Below are 18376 nucleotides of genomic sequence, written 5' to 3'. Positions count from 1 at the left end.
GGAGAGGCAGTGCGCGACGACCTCGTCGCCGGGGTTCCAGGCGTTGACGCCCGGGCCGGTGCGCAGGACGACGCCCGCGAGGTCCGAGCCGATGACGTGGTACGGCAGGTCGTGGCGGCGGGCCAGGTCGGAGGTGCGCCCGTACCGCTGGAGGAAGGCGAAGGTCGGCAGTGGCTCGAAGATCGAGCTCCACACCGTGTTGTAGTTCACGGAGGAGGCCATGACGGCCACCAGGGCCTCGCCCGGGCCCAGTTCAGGCACCGGAACCTCCGCCAGGTGCAGCGACTTGCGCGGGTCCTTCTCGTGACCGGGGATGCCCTCGAACATGGAGACGTCCTCGGTCCGCAGCACCATGGCCCGGTAGGACTCGGGCAGCGGCAGGGCGGCGACGTCCGCAGGGGTGCGGTCCTCGGCCAGCAACACATCGCGCAGGTGCTTCACGCGGCCGCCTCCATGGTGCGGGCGGTCACCCGGACGCGGAGCGGCCCGGCGGGGCGCAGGGCCATGCCCAGGGCGGCGGAGACCGTGTGGCCGGGCGGGTCGTAGGCCTCGATGTCGTAGCGCTGAAGGATGGTGGCCAGCGCCACGCACGCCTCCAGCATCGAGAAGTGCTGGCCGATGCAGGCGCGAGGGCCGCCGCCGAAGGGGAACCAGGCGTAGCGCGGACGGGCCGCCTCCCGGTCCGGGGTGAAGCGCTCCGGATCGAACGTCTCGGGCCGCTCCCAGTAGTCCGGGTGCCGGTGCGTGACCCAGGGCGCGAGGTAGACGTCGGCGCCGGCGGGGATACGGAATCCGGCCACGTCGGCGTCGGCGACGGCCCGGCGGCCGATGATGGGAGCGGCCGGATAGAGCCGCATCGTCTCCTTGAGCACCTGGTTGAGGTACGGGAGCGCGTCCACGTCCTCGGCCGTGACGGACCGCCCGGCCAGGACGGTGTCGACCTCGGCGCGGGCCCGGGCCCCTGCCTCGGGGTGGCCGGCGAGCAGGTGGAGGGCGTAGGCGAGGGAGGTCGCCGTGGTCTCGTGCCCGACCAGGAGGAAGACCAGGATCTGGTCGCGGACCGCGGCGCCGGTGAGCCCGGAGCCGTCCTCGTCACGGCCCCGGACCAGCAGGGAGATCATGTCGTCGCTGCCGTCGTCGCGCTCGCCGGCGGCTGCGCGCTGGGCGATGATCCGGTCGCACACGTCGTACAGCTCCCGCTGGGCGGCGAGGGTGCGGCGGTTGGCGGGGGTCGGCCAGGTCCGGGGCAGCCGGACGGGGGAGACACCGCGGCGCAGCACGCTGTCGCCGATGACCGGAAATTGCCGTCGCACGACGTCGAGCGCGGTGTCGATGTCGGCGCCGAAGAGGATGCGCGTGACGGCCCGCAGTGAGAATTCGGCCATCTCTGCCGAGGCTTCCACGACGCCATCGGGGGAGGACTTCCAGCCTTCGATCGTCCGGATCGCCTCGGCGTGCACGGCGTCGGCGTATCCGTTCACCCGGCGCCGTGTGAACAGCGGCTGGACCATCCGCCGCTGGAAGACGTACTCGTCGTCCTGGCTGGTGAGCAGTCCGTTTCCGACGGATTCCCTTATCTCGGTGTACGTCGGATTGTCCTTGCGGAAATTCGCTGCCTGTGAGCCGAGCACCTGCTGGATTCCGTCGGCCGAGAAGACCCCGTAGACCTCGGTCCGCAGACCGGGCGGGCCGGCCTGGAACCTCACCACGTCACCCACGGTGCGCTGGGCCCGGAGGTAGGCCGCGAGGACGTCCTCCCGCAACTCCTTGAGCGATCCGAGAAGAGCGTGTCCGGCAACCAACGGTACTTCCCTGCTCATCGAGTTCCTTTCCGGTCGGCGGGTCTGCGGTGCGTCGTCTGGATTCTTGCCACGGAAAGGATGTCTCCGCCAGGGGGGTTTACGGAGTGTCCGCATTTTTCTGGATCATCCAGGAGCGGAATTCCCTGGTGTGCCGGACCGGGTAATTACCGTGCCTGGTACTGGAAGTACCAGGCATCTGGCTTTCTGGATGGGCCGGACGGCCCCTGTGCAGGGTGTGACCTGCAAGTCCGTGTCCTGAGAGCGACTGAGCAGGGGAACAGTGAATTCATCCGTGTGGTCACCGTTGACGGCCTACCAGCGAGACATCTGGGTGGCGAATTCGCTGTTCCCGCGGCTCCCGCAGTTCAATCTGTACATTTCACGCCGATTCGAGGGGCAGGTCGACCCGGCGGTCCTCGCCGCCGCACTGGGGTCCGCCGCCGCCCGGCACGACGCGCTGCGGCTGGAGTTCCGCGAGGTGGACGGGGTCCCGCAGCAGCGGGCCGGCGCGACCGCCCCGCGCGTCGAGGTGCTGGACTTCACCGACGCCGGGCCGGATGCCGGGACCCGGATCGCCGAGTGGATCGAGGCCTCGTACGACCGGCCGTTCACCCTCGGCGAGGGCCCGGCCTGCGAACTGGCGGTACTCAAGGAGAGCCCGGACGCCGTCCACGTCTTCGTCAAGGCGCACCACGTCCTGGCGGACGCCTGGGCGCTGAACCTGCTGCTCGCCCAGACCGTCGCGGCGGCCGCGGGCGAGGAGCCCGGACCGGAGCCGGAGCCTTCCGCGCTCGCCGTGCTGGAGGACGAGGAGCGCTACCGCGCCTCCGCCCAGTACGCCAAGGACCGGGAGCACTTCCGTACCGCGCTGGCGGGGGTCGAACCGCCGCTGTTCACGCGCCGCGTGCCCAGCGGACAGCGCAGCTCGGCCCGGCACTCCTTCGCCCTGCCGCACGACGCCGTCGCCCGGATCCGGGAGCGCGGCGAGTCGCCGTTCGCCTTCATCGCGGCGGCGTTCGCCGTGCACCTGTCGCGGACGCACCTGACCGAGGACGTCGTGCTCGGCGTTCCGCTGTTCAACCGGCGCGGCCAGGTGCAGCGCCGTACCGTCGGCCAGTTCGCCAACACCCTGCCGCTGCCCGTGCGGGCCGCCGGCACCGCCACCTTCACCGAGCTGGTCGCCGCCGTGCTGCGGGACTCGCGCCAACTGCAGCGCCATGAGAGGTTCCCGCTGGGCGAGGTGCTGCGCGAGGTCCCCGCGGTCGGCGGCGGCGCGCAGCGGGCGCTGTTCGACGTGACCCTGTCGTACGTGCAGTGGCCGGCCGCCCGCGAACTGCCCGGCACCACAGCGCTGACCACCGGCGGCACCCGCGCCCACGACCACGACGTGCTCGCGGTGGTCGTGAACGAGATCGCGGACGGCGAGGACGTCCTCGTCGAACTCGACTACGCCACCGACGTCTTCGACACCGACTTCCCGGTGGAGGCGTTCGGCCGCCACGTGCGCAACCTCGTACTGGCCGCGCTGGAGACCCCCGACCGCCCGGTCTCCACGCTGACCGCGCTCGACCCCAAGGAGTGGGCCGAGCTGGTCGAGGGCCACAACCGCACGGCCGCCGCCTTCCCGGAGGACGCCACCCTGCACGGCCTGTTCGCCGAGCAGGCGGCCCGCACCCCGGACCGGACCGCCGTGACCGGTCCCGGCCCCGACGATGCCCTCAGCTACGCCGAGCTGGAGGACCGGGCCGCCCGGCTGGCGCACGCACTGCGCGGCGACGGCGTGGAACCGGGTGACCGCGTCGCGGTCCTCATGGAGCGCTCGCCCGCACTGCTGCCCGCGATCCTCGGCGTGCTCAAGGCGGGCGCCGCGTACGTGCCGGTCGACCCCGGCTACCCGGCCGACCGGATCCGGCTGCTGCTGGAGGACAGCGGGGCGCGCGCCGTGCTGACCGGCCCGGGAGCGCCCGCGCTGCCCGAGGGGCTCGGCGCGGTCGTACGGCGGGCCGACGAGGACCTGCCCGAGGTGCCGGCCGGGGCGCTGCCGGCGCCGGCCGGTCCGCGCAGCCTCGCGTACGTCCTGTACACCTCGGGCTCCACCGGCCGCCCCAAGGGCGTGATGGTCGAGCACCGTTCGGTGGTCAACCGGCTGAACTGGATGCAGCGCCGCTACCCGGTCGGGGAGGGCGACGTGCTGCTGCAGAAGACGCCCGTGTCCTTCGACGTGTCGGTGTGGGAGCTGTTCTGGTGGCAGCTGGCCGGAGCCGGGCTGACGCTGCTCGCGCCGGGCGCCGAGAAGGACCCGCTGGACATGCTGGGCACGGTCGAGGACCGGGCCGTGAGCGTGATGCACTTCGTGCCGTCGATGTTCGGGCAGTTCCTGCAGCTGCTCGAGGACCGGCCGGAGCTGACGGGGCGGGCCTCCTCGCTGCGCCGGGTCTTCTGTTCCGGTGAGGCGCTGCCGCCGGAGCAGGTCGACCGCTTCAACCGGATCTTCGCCGCGGCCGGCCGGCCGGTGCCTTCGCTGGTGAACCTGTACGGGCCCACCGAGGCCACCGTGGACGTGTCGTACTGGGACTGCCCCGCCGACCCGGACGCCCCCGTGGACCGGGTGCCGATCGGCCGGCCCATCGACAACACCGAGCTGCACGTGCTCGACCCGTACGGGAACCCGCAGCCGGTGGGCGCCCCCGGCGAGCTGTGCATCGCCGGTGTCGGCCTGGCCCGCGGCTACCTGGGCCGGCCCGAGCTGACCCACCAGGCCTTCGTCGACCACCCGTTCACGCCCGGCGCCCGCCTGTACCGCACCGGGGACCTGGCCCGTCGGCTCGCCGACGGGAACCTGGAGTACCTGGGCCGGATCGACGGCCAGGTCAAGATCCGCGGCAACCGCATCGAGCTGGGCGAGGTCGAGCACCGCCTGTCGCTCGTGCCCGACGTACGCGGCGCGGTGGTCCTGCACCGCGTCACCCAGGACCGCGGCGGCTCCCTGATCGGCGCCTACGTCGCCGACACTGAGTTGGACCCGGCCGGCCTGCGCTCCGAACTCGCCCGCGACCTGCCCGACTTCATGATCCCGGCCCGGTTCGTGCGGATCGACTCGATCCCGCTGACGCCCAACGGCAAGGCCGACCGGCGGGCCCTGATCCGGACGGTCCCCGACCAGGCCGCCGGCGCCGCGGCAGGGCAGTACACGGCCCCGCGCGACGCGACCGAGCAGGCCTTGGCGGAGATCTGGTCCGAGGTGCTCGCCGTCCCGCGGGTCTCCGTCCACGACGACTACTTCGTCCTCGGCGGCGACTCCATCACCATGCTGCGGATCCGGGCGGCCGCCGAGAAGCGCGGACTGGCCGTCACCCTCCCCGACATGGCCCGGTACACCACCGTCGCCACGCTCGCCCCGCAGGTCCGCCCCCTGGATGTGCAGGCCGCGGACCGGGCCCCGGAGTCCGAGCCGTTCGCGCTCGTCACCGGCATGGACAAGGCCCGGCTGCTGGGCCTGGGCGCGGTCGACGCGTACCCGGCCACCCGGCTGCACCTGGGCATGCTGTACCACGGTGGCGAGGAGGGAAGCACCACCGTCTACCGGGACGTCTTCCGCTACCGGCTGCGCGTCGAGTGGGACGAGCAGGCCTTCCGCACCGCCCACGGCCGGCTGGTGCAGCGCCACCCGGTGCTGCGGTCCTCGTTCTCCCTCGGCGGCTACACCGAGCCGCTGCAGGTCGTGCACCCGCAGGTCACCGGCACCCTCGACGTCGCCGACCTGCGCGGGTCGACCGAGGAGGCCGCCGAGGCGAAGGTCCTCGCGCACATCGAGGAGCGCCGCCACCACGCCTACGACCACGAGCGCCCCGGACTGCACCACACCCGCGTCCACGCCCGCCCGGGCCTGGTGGACCTGGTGCTCAGCTTCCACCACGCGATCCTGGACGGGTGGAGCGTCGCCAACCTGATGAGCGAGCTGCTCCAGGACTACCTGCACGGCCTGGGCGCGCCCGTCGAGCCGGTCCCGGACCGCGCGCTGCCGTCCACCGCCGAGCACGTCCGCCAGGAGCGGGCGCTGCTGGAGTCAGCAGAGGCCAAGGAGTACTGGCGCACCCTCCTCGACGGCGCGGAGCTGGTACAGCTCGACCCGTTCACGCCGTACGAGGCGCCCAACGCGGGCGAGGGCATCGTCCACCACATCGAGCTGCCCGCCGACCTCGAACGGGCGGTGCAGGAGTTCGCCCGGGAACACGCGGTGCCGCTGCGGCTGGTGCTGTTCGCCGCGCACTGCCTGACCCTGCAGCTGCTGTCCGGCTCCACCGACATCACCACCGGCCTGGTCACGCACGGCCGCCCGGAGGTCGCCGAATCCGACCGGCTGACCGGACTCTTCCTCAACACCATGCCGTTCCGGCTGGGCGGCGGGCAGGCCAGCTGGCTGGAGGTGGTGCGGGACGTCGTCCGCCAGGAGCGGGACTCGCACCCGTACCGGGCCTACCCCCTCAGCGCCGTGCAGAGCGACCGGGGCGGCGCCCAGCTGCTGGACACCGCGTTCACCTTCGTCCGGCTGCACAACCTGGAGACGGTCCTCGGCACCGACCGGCTGGAGCTGCTGGACCTGACGACGTACGAGGAGACCAACTTCGGTCTGCTCACCAACGCGATCGTCGACCCCCGCAACGGCCGGGTCCGGCTCCGCCTGAACTGTGCGGGCCGCTCCTTCACCGCCGCGCAGGCCGCGCTGCTCGCCGACGGCCTCGCCGCCGTACTGCGCCGGATCGTCGAACATCCCGAGGAGGCGCCCGGCTTCGGCTTCCTGACCGCCGACGGCGACCTGCCGGCGAACCCCGCCCCCGAACCGGCGGACGTGATGAGCCGGTTCACCGCGATGGCGGCCCGCCGGCCCGACGCCGAGGCCGTGGTCTTCGGCGACGACCGCTGGACCTACCGCGACCTGGACCGGGCCGCCGCCCAGATCACGGCCCGGCTGCGGGAACTGGGCGTCCCGGCCGGGGCCGGCGTGGGCATCGCGCTGGACCGCTCCCCGGAGATGATCGCCACCGTCATCGGCGTACTGCGGGCCGGTGCGGCCTGCGTCCCGCTCGACGTGAGCTACCCGGCCGAGCGGATCGCCCGGATGATCGAGCGGGCTGCCCCGTTCCGGGTGATCACGCACGCAGCCCACGCAGGCCTGGTGCCGGACCCGGAGCTCGTGCTGCCGGTCGAGACGATCCCGATGCCGGGCACGGACGGGTTCGACGAGGCGGCGGCCGCCACCGAAGCCGCGACGGCGGCCGCACCGCAGGCCCTGCCGCTGGACAGCCTGTGCCTGATCCTGTTCACCTCGGGCTCCTCCGGCGAGCCGAAGGGCGTCGAACTCCCGCACCGCCTCTGGGCCAACTACACGCAGTGGCAGCTGCGCGCCGAGACCAACGCGCCCGGCGCCCGCACCCTGCAGTTCGCCCCGCTCAGCTTCGACGTCTCCTTCCAGGAGATCTTCTCCACGATGGCGTGCGGCGGCACCCTGCACCTGGTCTCCGACACCGACCGCCGCGACCCCGCCGTCCTGCTGCGGCTGCTGGACGAGCAGGAGATCGAGCGCTGGTTCATGCCGTTCGTCGCGCTGCAGGCCGTCGCCGAGGCCTCCGACCTGCTGGGCATCCGGCCCCGCGCGCTGCGCATCCTGATCTCCTCCGGGGAGCAGCTGCGCGTCACCGAGGAGCTGCGCCGCTTCTGCGCCGTACGGCCCACGCTGCTCGAGAACCAGTACGGCCCGACCGAGACCAACATCGCCAGCGCCTGCCTGCTGTCCGGCGACCCGGCCGACTGGCCCGCGCTGCCGCCGATCGGCACGGCCATCGACGGGGCCGAGATCCATGTGCTGGACGACCGGCTGAGGCCGGTGCCGACCGGCGTGCACGGGGAGATCTACCTGGGCGGCGCCTGCCTGGCGCTGGGCTACAAGGGCCGTCCGGACCTGACCGAGGAGCGGTTCGTACCGCACCCGACCCGGGCCGGGGCCCGCCTCTACCGCACCGGTGACGTGGGCCGGGTGCTGCCGGACGGCGACACCGTGTGGCTCGGCCGGGCCGACGACCAGGTGAAGGTGCGCGGATTCCGGGTGGAGCCCGCCGAGGTGGAGATCGCCATCACCGCCCTGTCCGAGGAGTTCCCGGGCATCCGCAGCGCGGCCGTGGTGGCCCGCCGCCGCGGCGAGGGCGGCGACTCCTTCCTGGTCGCGTTCCTGCTCGGCGAGGAGGGCTCGGCCGACCTGGACGAGATCCGCAACCGACTGCGGGCCGTCCTGCCCGAGTACATGGTGCCCGCGCACCTGGTGTGGCTCGACAAGCTGCCGATGACACCGAGCGGCAAGCGCGACGACGCGGCGCTGCGCCGCACCGAGCTGGACACCGGTACCGCGGTGGCACCCACCCCGCCGCGCGACGCCCTGGAGCAGTCCCTCGCCGCGATCTTCGGGGACATGCTGAACCGGCCGGGGATCGGGGTGCACGACGACTTCTTCGCCGCCGGCGGCACGTCGCTCACGGCGATGCGGCTGATCGTCACCATCGAGAAGCGGTTCGGGATCCGGATGCCGCTGACCGCGTTCGTCGCCGCGCCGACGATCGCGATGCTGGCGGACAAGCTGCGCTCCGGCGAGGCGGTGGCCGCCTTCGACCCGGTGGTGCCCATCAAGCCCGCGCCGGCGGACGGCTCCGGCCGCACCCCGGTGTTCCTGGTCCATCCGCTGGGCGGCAACGTGCTCTGCTACGTGCGCCTGGCCCGGCACCTGCCCGACGACCAGCCGCTGTACGCGCTCCAGGCGGCCGGCGGCGAGCCGGGCACGGAGCCGGTCACCACCATGGCCGGGCTGGCGCGCAGCTACCTCGACGCGATCAAGCGGGTGCAGCCGGAGGGCCCGTACCGGATCGGCGGCTGGTCCTTCGGCGGGTTCGTGGCCTTCGAGATGGCGCGCGAGCTGCGCCGGACCGGGGAGGCCGAGCTGGAGCAGCTGATCCTGCTGGACTCCATCGCACCGGACCCGGGCGAGCGGCCCGAGGTCGCCGAACAGGCCATGATGGAGTGGTTCTTCTGGGAGCTGATCTGGGTGGACCGCGGCGGCAGCGCCCCCGTGGACCGGATCCCGGCCGAACTCACCACCGACGACGGCCGGCTCGACTACATCGCCGAACGCGCGGCGGCCGTGGGCATCGTCCCGGCCGCCACCGCCCGCACCGCGATCCGCCGCCTGTTCGAGGTCTACAAGGCGAACTGGAACTCCCTGCGCGACTACAAGCCCGCGCCGGAGCCCATCGACCTGACCCTGGTCAAGGCGACCGCTCCGCTGCCGGACGTGCTGAAGCCCATGCACGGCGCGGCCCGCACCCTGCACGACGCCCCCGCCAACGGCTGGGCCACCCTCACCGGCGGCCGGGTCGAGGTCGTGGAGGTGCCCGGCGACCACCTGCTGCTCCTGGACGAGCCGTACGTGCAGTCCGTCGGCCAGGCCATCACCCCGCACGACACCGCGGGGACCGAGCACACCCCCCAGGAAGGAACGGCACGCTAATGGCCGGCAAGAACATCAAGGCGATCATCGTCGGGGCGGGCATCGGCGGCCTCACCGCCGCCGCCGCCCTCCGCAAGGTCGGGCTGGACGTCGAGGTCTACGAGCGGGCCCGGGAACTGAAGCCCGCGGGCGGCGCACTGTCCTTCATGACCAACGCCGTGCTGGCGCTGCGCACCCTCGGCATCGACCTGCGCATGGAGGACCACGCGGAGATCCTGGAGGAGCTGCACTTCCTCACCACCAAGGGCAAGGTCATCCGGACCCTGCACTTCAAGGAGATCTGCGACCGGCTGGGCGCGCCCAGCTTCGGTGTCTCCCGCACCCTGCTCCAGCAGCTGCTGCTGAAGGAGATCGACGACTGCCCGCTCACCCTCGGCGCCGCCGCCACCGGCTACGAGCAGGACGCCGACGGGGTCACCGTCCGGTTCCAGGACGGCCGGGAGGCCCGGGGCGACGTACTGATCGGCGCCGACGGCTTCAACTCGGCGATCCGCACCCAGGTGGCCGGGCCGGAGGAGCCCCGCGAGACCGGCTACCTGTGCTGGGTCGCCACCCCGGACTTCAGCCACCCGCGGGTGCCCAAGCAGTACGGCGCCCACTACTGGGGCCGCGGCAAGCGCTTCGGCATCGCCAACATCGGCGCCGGCCAGGTCTACTGGTGGGGCACCAAGAACATGCCGGTCGAGCAGGCCCGGGACTGGCGCGGCGGCAAGGACGAGATCCTCGCCACCTACGCGGGCTGGGCGCCGGAGGTGGTCGCGGCCGTCGAGGCCACCCCGATCGAGGCCATCACCGCCTTCCCGGCCCGCGACAGGCCGTTCCTGGAACAGTGGGGCGACGGTCCGGTGACCCTGCTCGGGGACGCCGCCCACCCGATGATGACCAGCCTGGGCCAGGGCGCCTGCATGGCCGTCGAGGACGCGGTGGTCCTCGCCCACCACCTGCGCGACGCCGTTGCCGCCGGCGACGGCCCGCGCCGCGGCCTGCGCGCCTACGAGGCCGCCCGCCGGCCCCGCACCCGGAAGATCGTCGAGGGCGCCCACGGGCTCAGCGCCCTGGAGCAGACCGAGCAGCCGCTGCGCATCCTCGGCCGCGACCTGTTCTTCCGGTTCGCCCCGGCGTCGGTGCTGGACAAGACCAACTCCGAGTACCTGGACTTCACCCTGGAGGCGCGCCCGTGACCCAGTGGAACGCAGCTGCTGCAGCGGCCGGAGCCGAAGAGGCGGACCGCCCGCTCAGCCCGCTGGAGCGGTGGTACTGGATCTGTGACCAGATCTCCCCGCTCTGCGTCCTCTCCCACGCCCGGCTGCACGGCCCGTTCGACGCGGAGCTGGCCGCACGGGCACTCGCCGCCCTGCAGCGCCGCCACCCGCTGCTGCGGGCATCGATCACCGCCGACGCGCAGGGCCGCAATCCGCGGTTCCGGCCCGCGCCGGGTCGTGAGATCCCGCTGCGCACGGTCACCGTGTCCCCGGAGAGCGGCGACACCGGCGAGCACTGGCACAGGGAGGCGAACGCGTACGAACTGGTCACCGCCGTCAACTGGCGGACCGGGCCGCTCGCCCGCGCCCTGGTCGTCACCCGCCCCGGTACCGGCGGCGCCCCGGACGTCCACGACCTGGTGCTGACGCTGCCGCACTGCATCGCCGACGGCACCACCGCGCTCACGCTGCTGCGCCAGTGGATCGAACTCGCCGCCGAGATCGCCTCGTACGAGGGCGGATCCGGCGCCGGGCAGGGCGCGCCGGACGTCCGGTCGGTGCGGATGCTGCCCGCCCCCGAGCAGCTGCTGCCCCCGAGCCACCGCGGCCCGGCCGGCGTGCGCAAGATCGTCGCCCAGCAGATCGCCGACCAGGGCGTGGCCAAGCGGGTCCGGCCGCGTCGCTTCGAGCCCACCCTCCGGGTCCCGTTCGAGGAGCGCGTCACCCAGCTGCTGCCCCGCTCGCTGCCGGGCGACCAGCTGGCCGAGCTGGTCGAGGCGTGCAAGCGCGAGCGGACGACGGTCCACGGCGTGCTCGCGGCCGCGCTGGCCACCGCCGTCGCACAGGACGCCGGTGACCGTCCCGGCCCGCTGACGATCGGTTCACCGATCACCTTCCGGGACGATCTGGTGCCGCCGGTCCGCGAGGACGAGATCGGCTCGTACGTCGCCACCGTGGCGACGGTGGTCGACTACCGGCCGGGCGCCTCGCTGTGGCCCATGGCCCGGTCGATCAGCCGGGACCTGGCCCGCGCGCGCCGGCGCGGCGTGCCCCTCACCTCGGTCGCCACGCTGCGTCCGGTGGCTCCCAAGTCGGTCGCCAAGAGCGGGCGGTTCCTGCGCTTCATGGAGGAGAAGGGCCCGATCACGCTCTGCATCTCCAACATCGGCCGGTACGACTTCCCGGACGCCGTCGGCCCCTGGCAGGTCTCCTCCGCCGAGTTCGTCGCGGGCCTGTCCGTGAACGCGTACTACGCCGCCGCGATCAACACCAGCCACGGGCGCCTGGCCTGGAACGTCACCCACGTCGAGGGTGCCGTGTCCGCGCAGCGGGCCGAGCGCCTGGCCGACGCCTCGCTGGAGACGGTCCTCACCGCCGCCACATCCTGACGGCCCCTCACTTCCAGAAGCCTTCTCGAACCGGAGAACCACTGTGCCCAACAGGACGCCCCTGCTGTCCCCCCAGGGGAAGGCCGTCGTCATCACCGGAGCCTCCTCCGGCCTCGGCGAGGCCTGCGCCCGCCATCTCGCCCGCGTCGGCTTCCAGGTCTACGCCGGCGTCCGGCGCACCGAGGACGCCGAGCGGCTCGCCGCCTCCGGGGCCGAACGGCTCACCCCCGTCATCCTGGACGTCACCGACGAGGCGACCATCCGCGACACCGCGGACCGGATCGCCGAGGAAACCGCCGACACGGGCCTGTTCGGCCTGGTCAACAACGCGGGCATCGCGGTGACCGCACCGCTGGAGTGCGTCTCCCCCCAGCTGCTGCGCCGCCAGCTCGACACGAACGTGGTCGGGCAGCTCGCGGTGATCCAGGGGCTCCTGCCGCTGCTGCGGACCGGCGCCGGACGGATCGTCAACATCACCTCCGGCCTGGGCAACGTGGCCATCCCCTACATGGGGGCCTACGCGGCGGCCCAGTTCGCCAAGGAGGCCCTCAGCGACGCCCTCCGGCGCGAGCTGGCGCCGTTCGGCATCCCGGTGTCGGTGGTCCAGCCCGGCGCGATCATGACGCCCATCTGGGACAAGATGTCGCTCGAAGCCGCCGGCACCCTCGACGGGGCCCCGGAGGCGGTGTCGGAGCTGTACCGCGACACGTTCCTGCGCTTCCTGGAGACCAACGAGCACTCGGCGCGCACCAGCGGCACCACCGCCGACGACGTGGCCCGCACGGTGATGCGGGCCCTGGTGAGCAGGCGGCCGCGGACCCGGTACGGCGTCGGCAAGGACGCCACGGGCGGCCGGCTGCTGGCCCGGCTGCTGCCGGACCGCGCGATCGACAAGGTCTTCGGCGGCATCGTCACCGCCACCGCTTCCTGAACCCCCGGCCCGGGCGGCCTTCCCCGGCCGGATCCCTGCTGCCCCTGCGCAAACCCCTTTCAGAGAAAGAGCCCCTCATGACCACTCTCCCGCAGGACCCCAAGGACCTCTTCCGCCACAGCCTGGAGCTGCTGTCCAGCGGCCGCGTCGAGGAGTGGGTCGACCTCTTCGCCGAGGACGGCGTCCTCGAATTCCCCTACCCGGCCTGGGGCTTCCCCGGCCGGATGCAGGGCCGTGAGCAGCTGCTCGGCCAGATGACCATGTTCGGCCAGCAGCTGAAGGTGGACTTCTCCGAGCCGGAGTTCTACGCCACGGCCGAGGACGGCCTGGTGATCGCCGCGTTCACCGGCGAGGCCACCCTGCTGGCCACCGGCGGCCAGTACACCCAGACGTACCTGTCGGTGGTCCGCTTCGAGGACGGCAGGATCACGCTCTACCGCGACTTCTGGAACCCGTGGCTGGTCATGGAGGCCGCGGGCGGCGAACTCCCCTGGAAGCAGGCACTCCAGGCGCTCGCCGGCACCGCGGCCGACGCCGCCGCCGCCTCCTGACCCGGCCCTAGGCCCCCGGCCCCGACTCCCGGCCCCGGCCCCCGGCTCCCGGTCCTTCAGCCCGGCAACACCTCCCTTCGTACCTCACAGGAGACAGGCTCCACATGATCGACCAGCACGGCATCGGCAGCAGCGCGGCGTCGGACACGGACCGGGCTCCGGACGAGCCGATCGCGGTGATCGGCCTGTCCTGCAGGCTGCCCGGGGCCGACGGGCCCGCGGCGTTCTGGGAGCTGCTCACCTCGGGCCGCGACGCGATCGGTGAGGTTCCGCAGGGCCGGTGGGAGACGGGGGCCGGCGGCCCGGTCGAGCGGCGGGGCGGATTCCTCGCGGACGCCGAATCCTTCGACGCGGCCTTCTTCGGCATCTCGCCGCAGGAGGCCCTGGCGATGGACCCGCAGCAGCGACTGGTCCTCGAACTGGCCTGGGAGGCCCTGGAGGACGCCCGGATCCTGCCGGGCAGCCTCGACGGCAGCAGCACCGGCATCTTCGTCGGCGCCATCTGGGACGACTACGCCAAGCTGCTGCACGAGTACGGCGCCCCCGCCATCAGCCAGTACAGCGTGACCGGCACGCACCGCGGCATCATCGCCAACCGGATCAGCCACGCCCTCGGCCTGCGCGGGCCGAGCATGACCCTCGACACCGCCCAGTCCTCTTCTCTGGTGGCGGTGCACGCGGCCTGCGCCAGCCTGCGGGGCGGCGAGTCGACCACCGCGCTGGCCGGCGGGGTCAACCTGAACCTGATACCGGAGAGCACCCTCGCCCTGGCCCGCCTCGGCGCGCTGTCCCCCGATGCCCGCTGCCACGTGTTCGACGCCCGGGCCAACGGGATCGTGCGCGGCGAGGGCGGCGCCCTCGTCGTCCTGAAGCCGCTGTCCGCGGCGCTGGCCGACGGCGACCCCGTGTACTGCGTGATCACGGGCAGCGCCGTCAACAACGACGGGGCCACGCCCGGACTGACCACCCCCGGCGAGGCCACCCAGAGCGCGGCGCTCCGCGCCGCCTGCCGCAGGGCCGGCATCGACCCGGCCGACCTGCAGTACCTGGAGCTGCACGGCACCGGCACCGCGGTCGGCGACCCCGTCGAGGCCCGCGCGGTCGGCGCCGTCACGGCCCCCGGCCGGGCGGAGGACCGCCCGCTGCGCGTCGGCTCCGCCAAGACCAACGTGGGCCACCTGGAGGCCGCCGCGGGCATCGTCGGCCTGCTGAAGGTGGCGCTGAGCATCCACCACCGGGCGCTGCCGCCCAGCCTCAACTACGAGACCCCCAACCCGGCGATCCCGCTGGACGAGCTGCGCCTGCGGGTCCAGGACGAGCTGGGGGACTGGCCGCACCAGGACGCCCCGCTGCTGGCCGCCGTCGGCTCGCTCGGCCTGGGCGGCACCAACTGCCACATGGTGCTGGCCGAAGCCCCCGCCGGGTCCGGAGCCGAGCCCGGGGCGACCGCCGACGCCGGGGCCGACGCCGGCCAGGAGCCGGGCACCGCGCTGCCCTGGGTGCTGTCCGGCCGCACCGAGGCCGCCGTACGCGCCCAGGCCGGCCGGCTCGCCGACCACCTGGACGCCCACCCCGCGATCGGGGCCGCCTCCGCCGGTCTCTCCCTCGCCACCTCCCGCACCGCCTTCGAGCACCGGGCCGCGGTCGTGGCCGGTTCCAGGGCCGAGCTGCTGGCCGGACTGCGCGCCCTGGCCGACGGGCTGCCCTCCCCGTACACCGTCGCGGGAACCGCCCGGCCGGGCCGCACCGCCGTGCTGTTCGGCGGGGGCGGCAGCCAGAGCGCGGGCATGGGCCGGGGCCTTTACGCGGCCCACCCCGTCTACGCCGCCGCCTTCGACGCGGTCTGCGACGAACTCGACCGGCACCTCGACCGGCCCGTCCGCGAACTGATCTTCGCCGCGCCCGGAAGCCCCGAGGCCGAGCTGCTGGACCGCACCGACTACGCGCTGCCCGCCTTGCTCGCCGTCGAGGTCGCCCTCTACCGGCTCTACGAGAGCTGGGGTGTGACCCCCGACTACGTCACCGGCCACTCGATGGGCGAGCTCGCCGCCGCGCACGTCGCCGGAGTGCTGTCGCTGCCCGACGTGTGCACCCTGGCCACCGTACGGGCCCGGCTGATCCAGTCCCGGGCCGGCGGTGCGATGGCCGCGGTGCAGGCGGGCGAGGAGGAGGTCCTCGCCTCCTTCGGCGAACTCGCCGAGTACGCCGACGCCGTCGGCATCGCCGGCCTCAACTCCCCGGACGGCACCGTCGTCTCGGGCGACGAGGACGCGGTGCTCGCCGTGTGCGCGTACTGGAGGGAGCGGGGCCGCAAGACCAAGCGGCTCGCCGTCACCGTCGCCGGGCACTCCCCGCACATGGACGCCATCCTGGAGGAGTTCCGCCGGACCGCAGAGAGCCTCAGCTACGCCCCGGCCCGGATCCCGGTCGTCTCGAACGTCACCGGCACGATCGCCACCGACGAGCAGCTCACCGACCCCGGCTACTGGGTCCGGCACATCCGCGCCACCGTACGCTTCGCCGACGGGGTGCGCGCGCTGCGGGACGCCGGGGTCACCACCTTCCTGGAGCTGTCCCCGACTCCGGTGCTCACCCAGGCCGTCACCACCACCCTCGAAGGCGACGAGCCGCGACCGGCCGCCTTCGCCGCGCTGGGGCGCGACGGCGACGAGCCGCAGTCCGCGATGGCCGCACTCGCCCGGCTCCACACCGCCGGGGTCGCCTGCGACTGGCACACCGTCTTCCCGGTGGGGACACCGCTGAGCCCGCTTCCGCCGTACGCCTTCCAGCGCAAGCGCTACTGGCCCGACCCGGCCGGCCGCACACGGGCGAACGGGCCCGGCTCCGGCGGGCTGCGCGCACTCGGCACCCCCGGCACCGAAGAGGACAGCGGGCCGGCGGCCGGGCTGCGGCGGCGCCTGGCCGACCTGTCCGAGGCCGAGCAGGAACGCTCCCTCCAGGCGGTCGTCGACGCAGCCGCCCAGGTGGTGCTCCAGCAGCCCGGCGGTGAAGGCCTCGACCCGCAGGCCGCGTTCTCCGACCTCGGGTTCACCTCGCTGCGCGCCGTCGAGCTGCGCAACCATCTCGAGACGGCCACCGGCCTGCGGCTGCCCGCCTCGCTGCTGTTCGACTTCCCGACCCCCGCCTCGCTCGCCGCCCATCTGCGGACCGAGCTGACGGCGTCGTACGAGGTCCAGGGCGGACCGGAGCAGCAGGAGCAGCCGCACGGCACGGGTGCCGGCGCTGCCCTCGCCTCCGACGAGCCGATCGCGATCGTCGGCATCGGCTGCCGCTACCCGGGCGGGGTCACCAGCCCGGAGGGGCTGTGGCGGCTGGTGGCGGAGGGCCGCGACGCCATCTCCGGCTTCCCGGAGAACCGTGGCTGGGACCTGGAGTCCCTCTACGATCCCGACCCGGAACGACGCGGCACCTCGTACACCCGCCACGGCGGGTTCCTGTACGACGCGGACCGGTTCGACGCGGAGTTCTTCGGGATCAGTCCGCGTGAGGCGCTGGCGACGGATCCGCAGCAGCGGTTGCTGCTGGAGACGGCGTGGGAGGCGTTCGAGCGGGCGGGTATCGATCCGGCGACCCTGCGCGGCAGCCGCACCGGCGTGTTCACCGGCCTGATGTCCCCCGACTACGGGCCGCGACTGCACGAGGCCGTGGAGGACACCGACGGCTATCTGCTGACCGGCAGTTCCAACAGTGTGGCCTCGGGCCGTGTGGCTTACACCTTCGGTCTGGAGGGGCCGGCGGTCAGTGTGGACACGGCGTGTTCCTCGTCGCTGGTGGCCATGCACCTGGCTGCCCAGGCCCTGCGCCAGGGCGAGTGCTCGCTGGCGCTGGCCGGCGGTGTGACCGTGATGTCGACGCCGGGCACGTTCGTGGAGTTCAGTCGGCAGCGGGGGCTGTCGGAGGACGGGCGGTGCAAGGCCTTCTCCGACGATGCCGATGGCACCGGCTGGGGTGAGGGTGCGGGTCTGCTGCTGCTGGAACGGCTGTCGGATGCGCGGCGCAACGGGCACCAGGTGCTCGCGGTCATGCGGGGCAGTGCGGTGAACCAGGACGGGGCGAGCAATGGTTTGACGGCGCCGAATGGTCCTTCGCAGCAGCGGGTGATCCGGCAGGCTCTGGCTTCGGCGGGTCTGAGTGGCGCTGATGTGGATGTGGTGGAGGCGCACGGTACGGGTACGCGGTTGGGTGACCCGATCGAGGCGCAGGCGCTGTTGGCCACCTACGGCCAGGAGCACAGCGACGAGGCGCCGTTGTGGTTGGGTTCGGTGAAGTCGAACATCGGTCACACGCAGGCTGCGGCGGGTGCTGCGGGTGTGATCAAGATGGTGATGGCGATGCGGAACCGCACGCTGCCCGCGACCCTGCACGCCGACGTGCCCTCGACCCGGGTGGACTGGGAGGCGGGCGCGGTGAGCCTGCTGACCGAAGCGCGCCCGTGGGAACCGGGTGGCCGTCCGCGCCGGGCTGCCGTGTCCTCGTTCGGCATCAGCGGTACCAACGCGCACGTCATCCTCGAAGAACCCGAGATCGAAGCGGCTCCGGTGGCGGATGCGGAGCCCGCGCCGGCGGACGCGGAGCGGCCCGTGCTGTGGCCGCTGTCGGCCGCCGGGCTGCCCGCCCTGCGTGCGCAGGCCACCCGACTGCGGGACCTGCTGGTCGAGCAGCCGGACACCGATCCGCTCACCGTGGCCCACGCCCTCGCCACCACCCGGGCCGCGCTCAGCCACCGTGCCGTGGTCGTCGGCACCGACCGTACGGAACTCCTCACCGCACTCGACGCGCTCGGCCGAGGCGACGACGTCGCCGCGGTACGGACCGGAGTCGCCCGGCACTCCGGCCGGCTCGCCGCGGTCTTCTCCGGTCAGGGGTCTCAGCGGGTGGGGATGGGTCGTGAGTTGTATGCGGCTCAGCCGGCGTTCGCTGCGGCTTTCG

General features: G+C 73.3%; 7 protein-coding genes and 1 pseudogene. 6 read left to right on the top strand and 2 right to left on the bottom strand.

Features of this window, described 5'->3' with window-relative positions; all coding sequences use genetic code 11:
* Window positions 1-441, bottom strand: a pseudogene (locus AB0F11_RS34510) (crotonyl-CoA carboxylase/reductase); the annotation flags it as partial.
* A complete protein-coding gene (locus AB0F11_RS34505) occupies window positions 438-1820 on the bottom strand; it encodes a cytochrome P450 (RefSeq protein ID WP_362182625.1) in 1383 nt (460 codons plus the stop codon). The pseudogene AB0F11_RS34510 and the gene AB0F11_RS34505, both read right to left, overlap by 4 nt.
* A 262-nt stretch (window positions 1821-2082) precedes the next feature.
* Between AB0F11_RS34505 and AB0F11_RS34500 the strand changes: the two genes are divergently transcribed.
* The 6 genes from AB0F11_RS34500 to AB0F11_RS34475 form a co-directional block, all read left to right on the top strand.
* Window positions 2083-9354, top strand: coding sequence for an amino acid adenylation domain-containing protein (locus AB0F11_RS34500; protein ID WP_362182622.1), 7272 nt, complete (start codon window positions 2083-2085; stop codon window positions 9352-9354).
* Entirely contained in the window at window positions 9354-10535 is a 1182-nt protein-coding gene (locus tag AB0F11_RS34495) for an FAD-dependent monooxygenase (RefSeq protein ID WP_362182620.1), read from the top strand. The genes AB0F11_RS34500 and AB0F11_RS34495 overlap by 1 nt, the downstream gene beginning before the upstream one ends.
* Window positions 10532-11944 carry a short-chain dehydrogenase gene (locus AB0F11_RS34490; RefSeq protein ID WP_362182617.1) on the top strand — a complete coding sequence of 471 codons (1413 nt, stop codon included), beginning with the start codon at window positions 10532-10534 and terminating at the stop codon, window positions 11942-11944. Before AB0F11_RS34495 ends, AB0F11_RS34490 begins: the two co-directional genes overlap by 4 nt.
* A 43-nt stretch (window positions 11945-11987) precedes the next feature.
* Window positions 11988-12875 (top strand): SDR family oxidoreductase, encoded by an 888-nt coding sequence (locus AB0F11_RS34485; protein ID WP_362182614.1) that lies wholly within the window; start codon window positions 11988-11990, stop codon window positions 12873-12875.
* Window positions 12876-12952: 77 nt separating this feature from the next.
* Window positions 12953-13426, top strand: a complete 474-nt coding sequence (locus AB0F11_RS34480; RefSeq protein WP_362182611.1) for a nuclear transport factor 2 family protein — start codon at window positions 12953-12955, stop codon at window positions 13424-13426.
* A 104-nt stretch (window positions 13427-13530) separates the two neighbouring features.
* Window positions 13531-18376: type I polyketide synthase (locus AB0F11_RS34475; protein ID WP_362182608.1), on the top strand; the 4846-nt coding region annotated here is incomplete at its 3' end.

This window comes from Streptomyces sp. NPDC032472 (assembly GCF_040636955.1).
In the GTDB taxonomy this organism is placed as follows: domain Bacteria; phylum Actinomycetota; class Actinomycetes; order Streptomycetales; family Streptomycetaceae; genus Streptomyces.
Note: the sequence above shows the minus strand (reverse complement) of the source record. Positions and strands in the feature narration are given on the sequence as shown.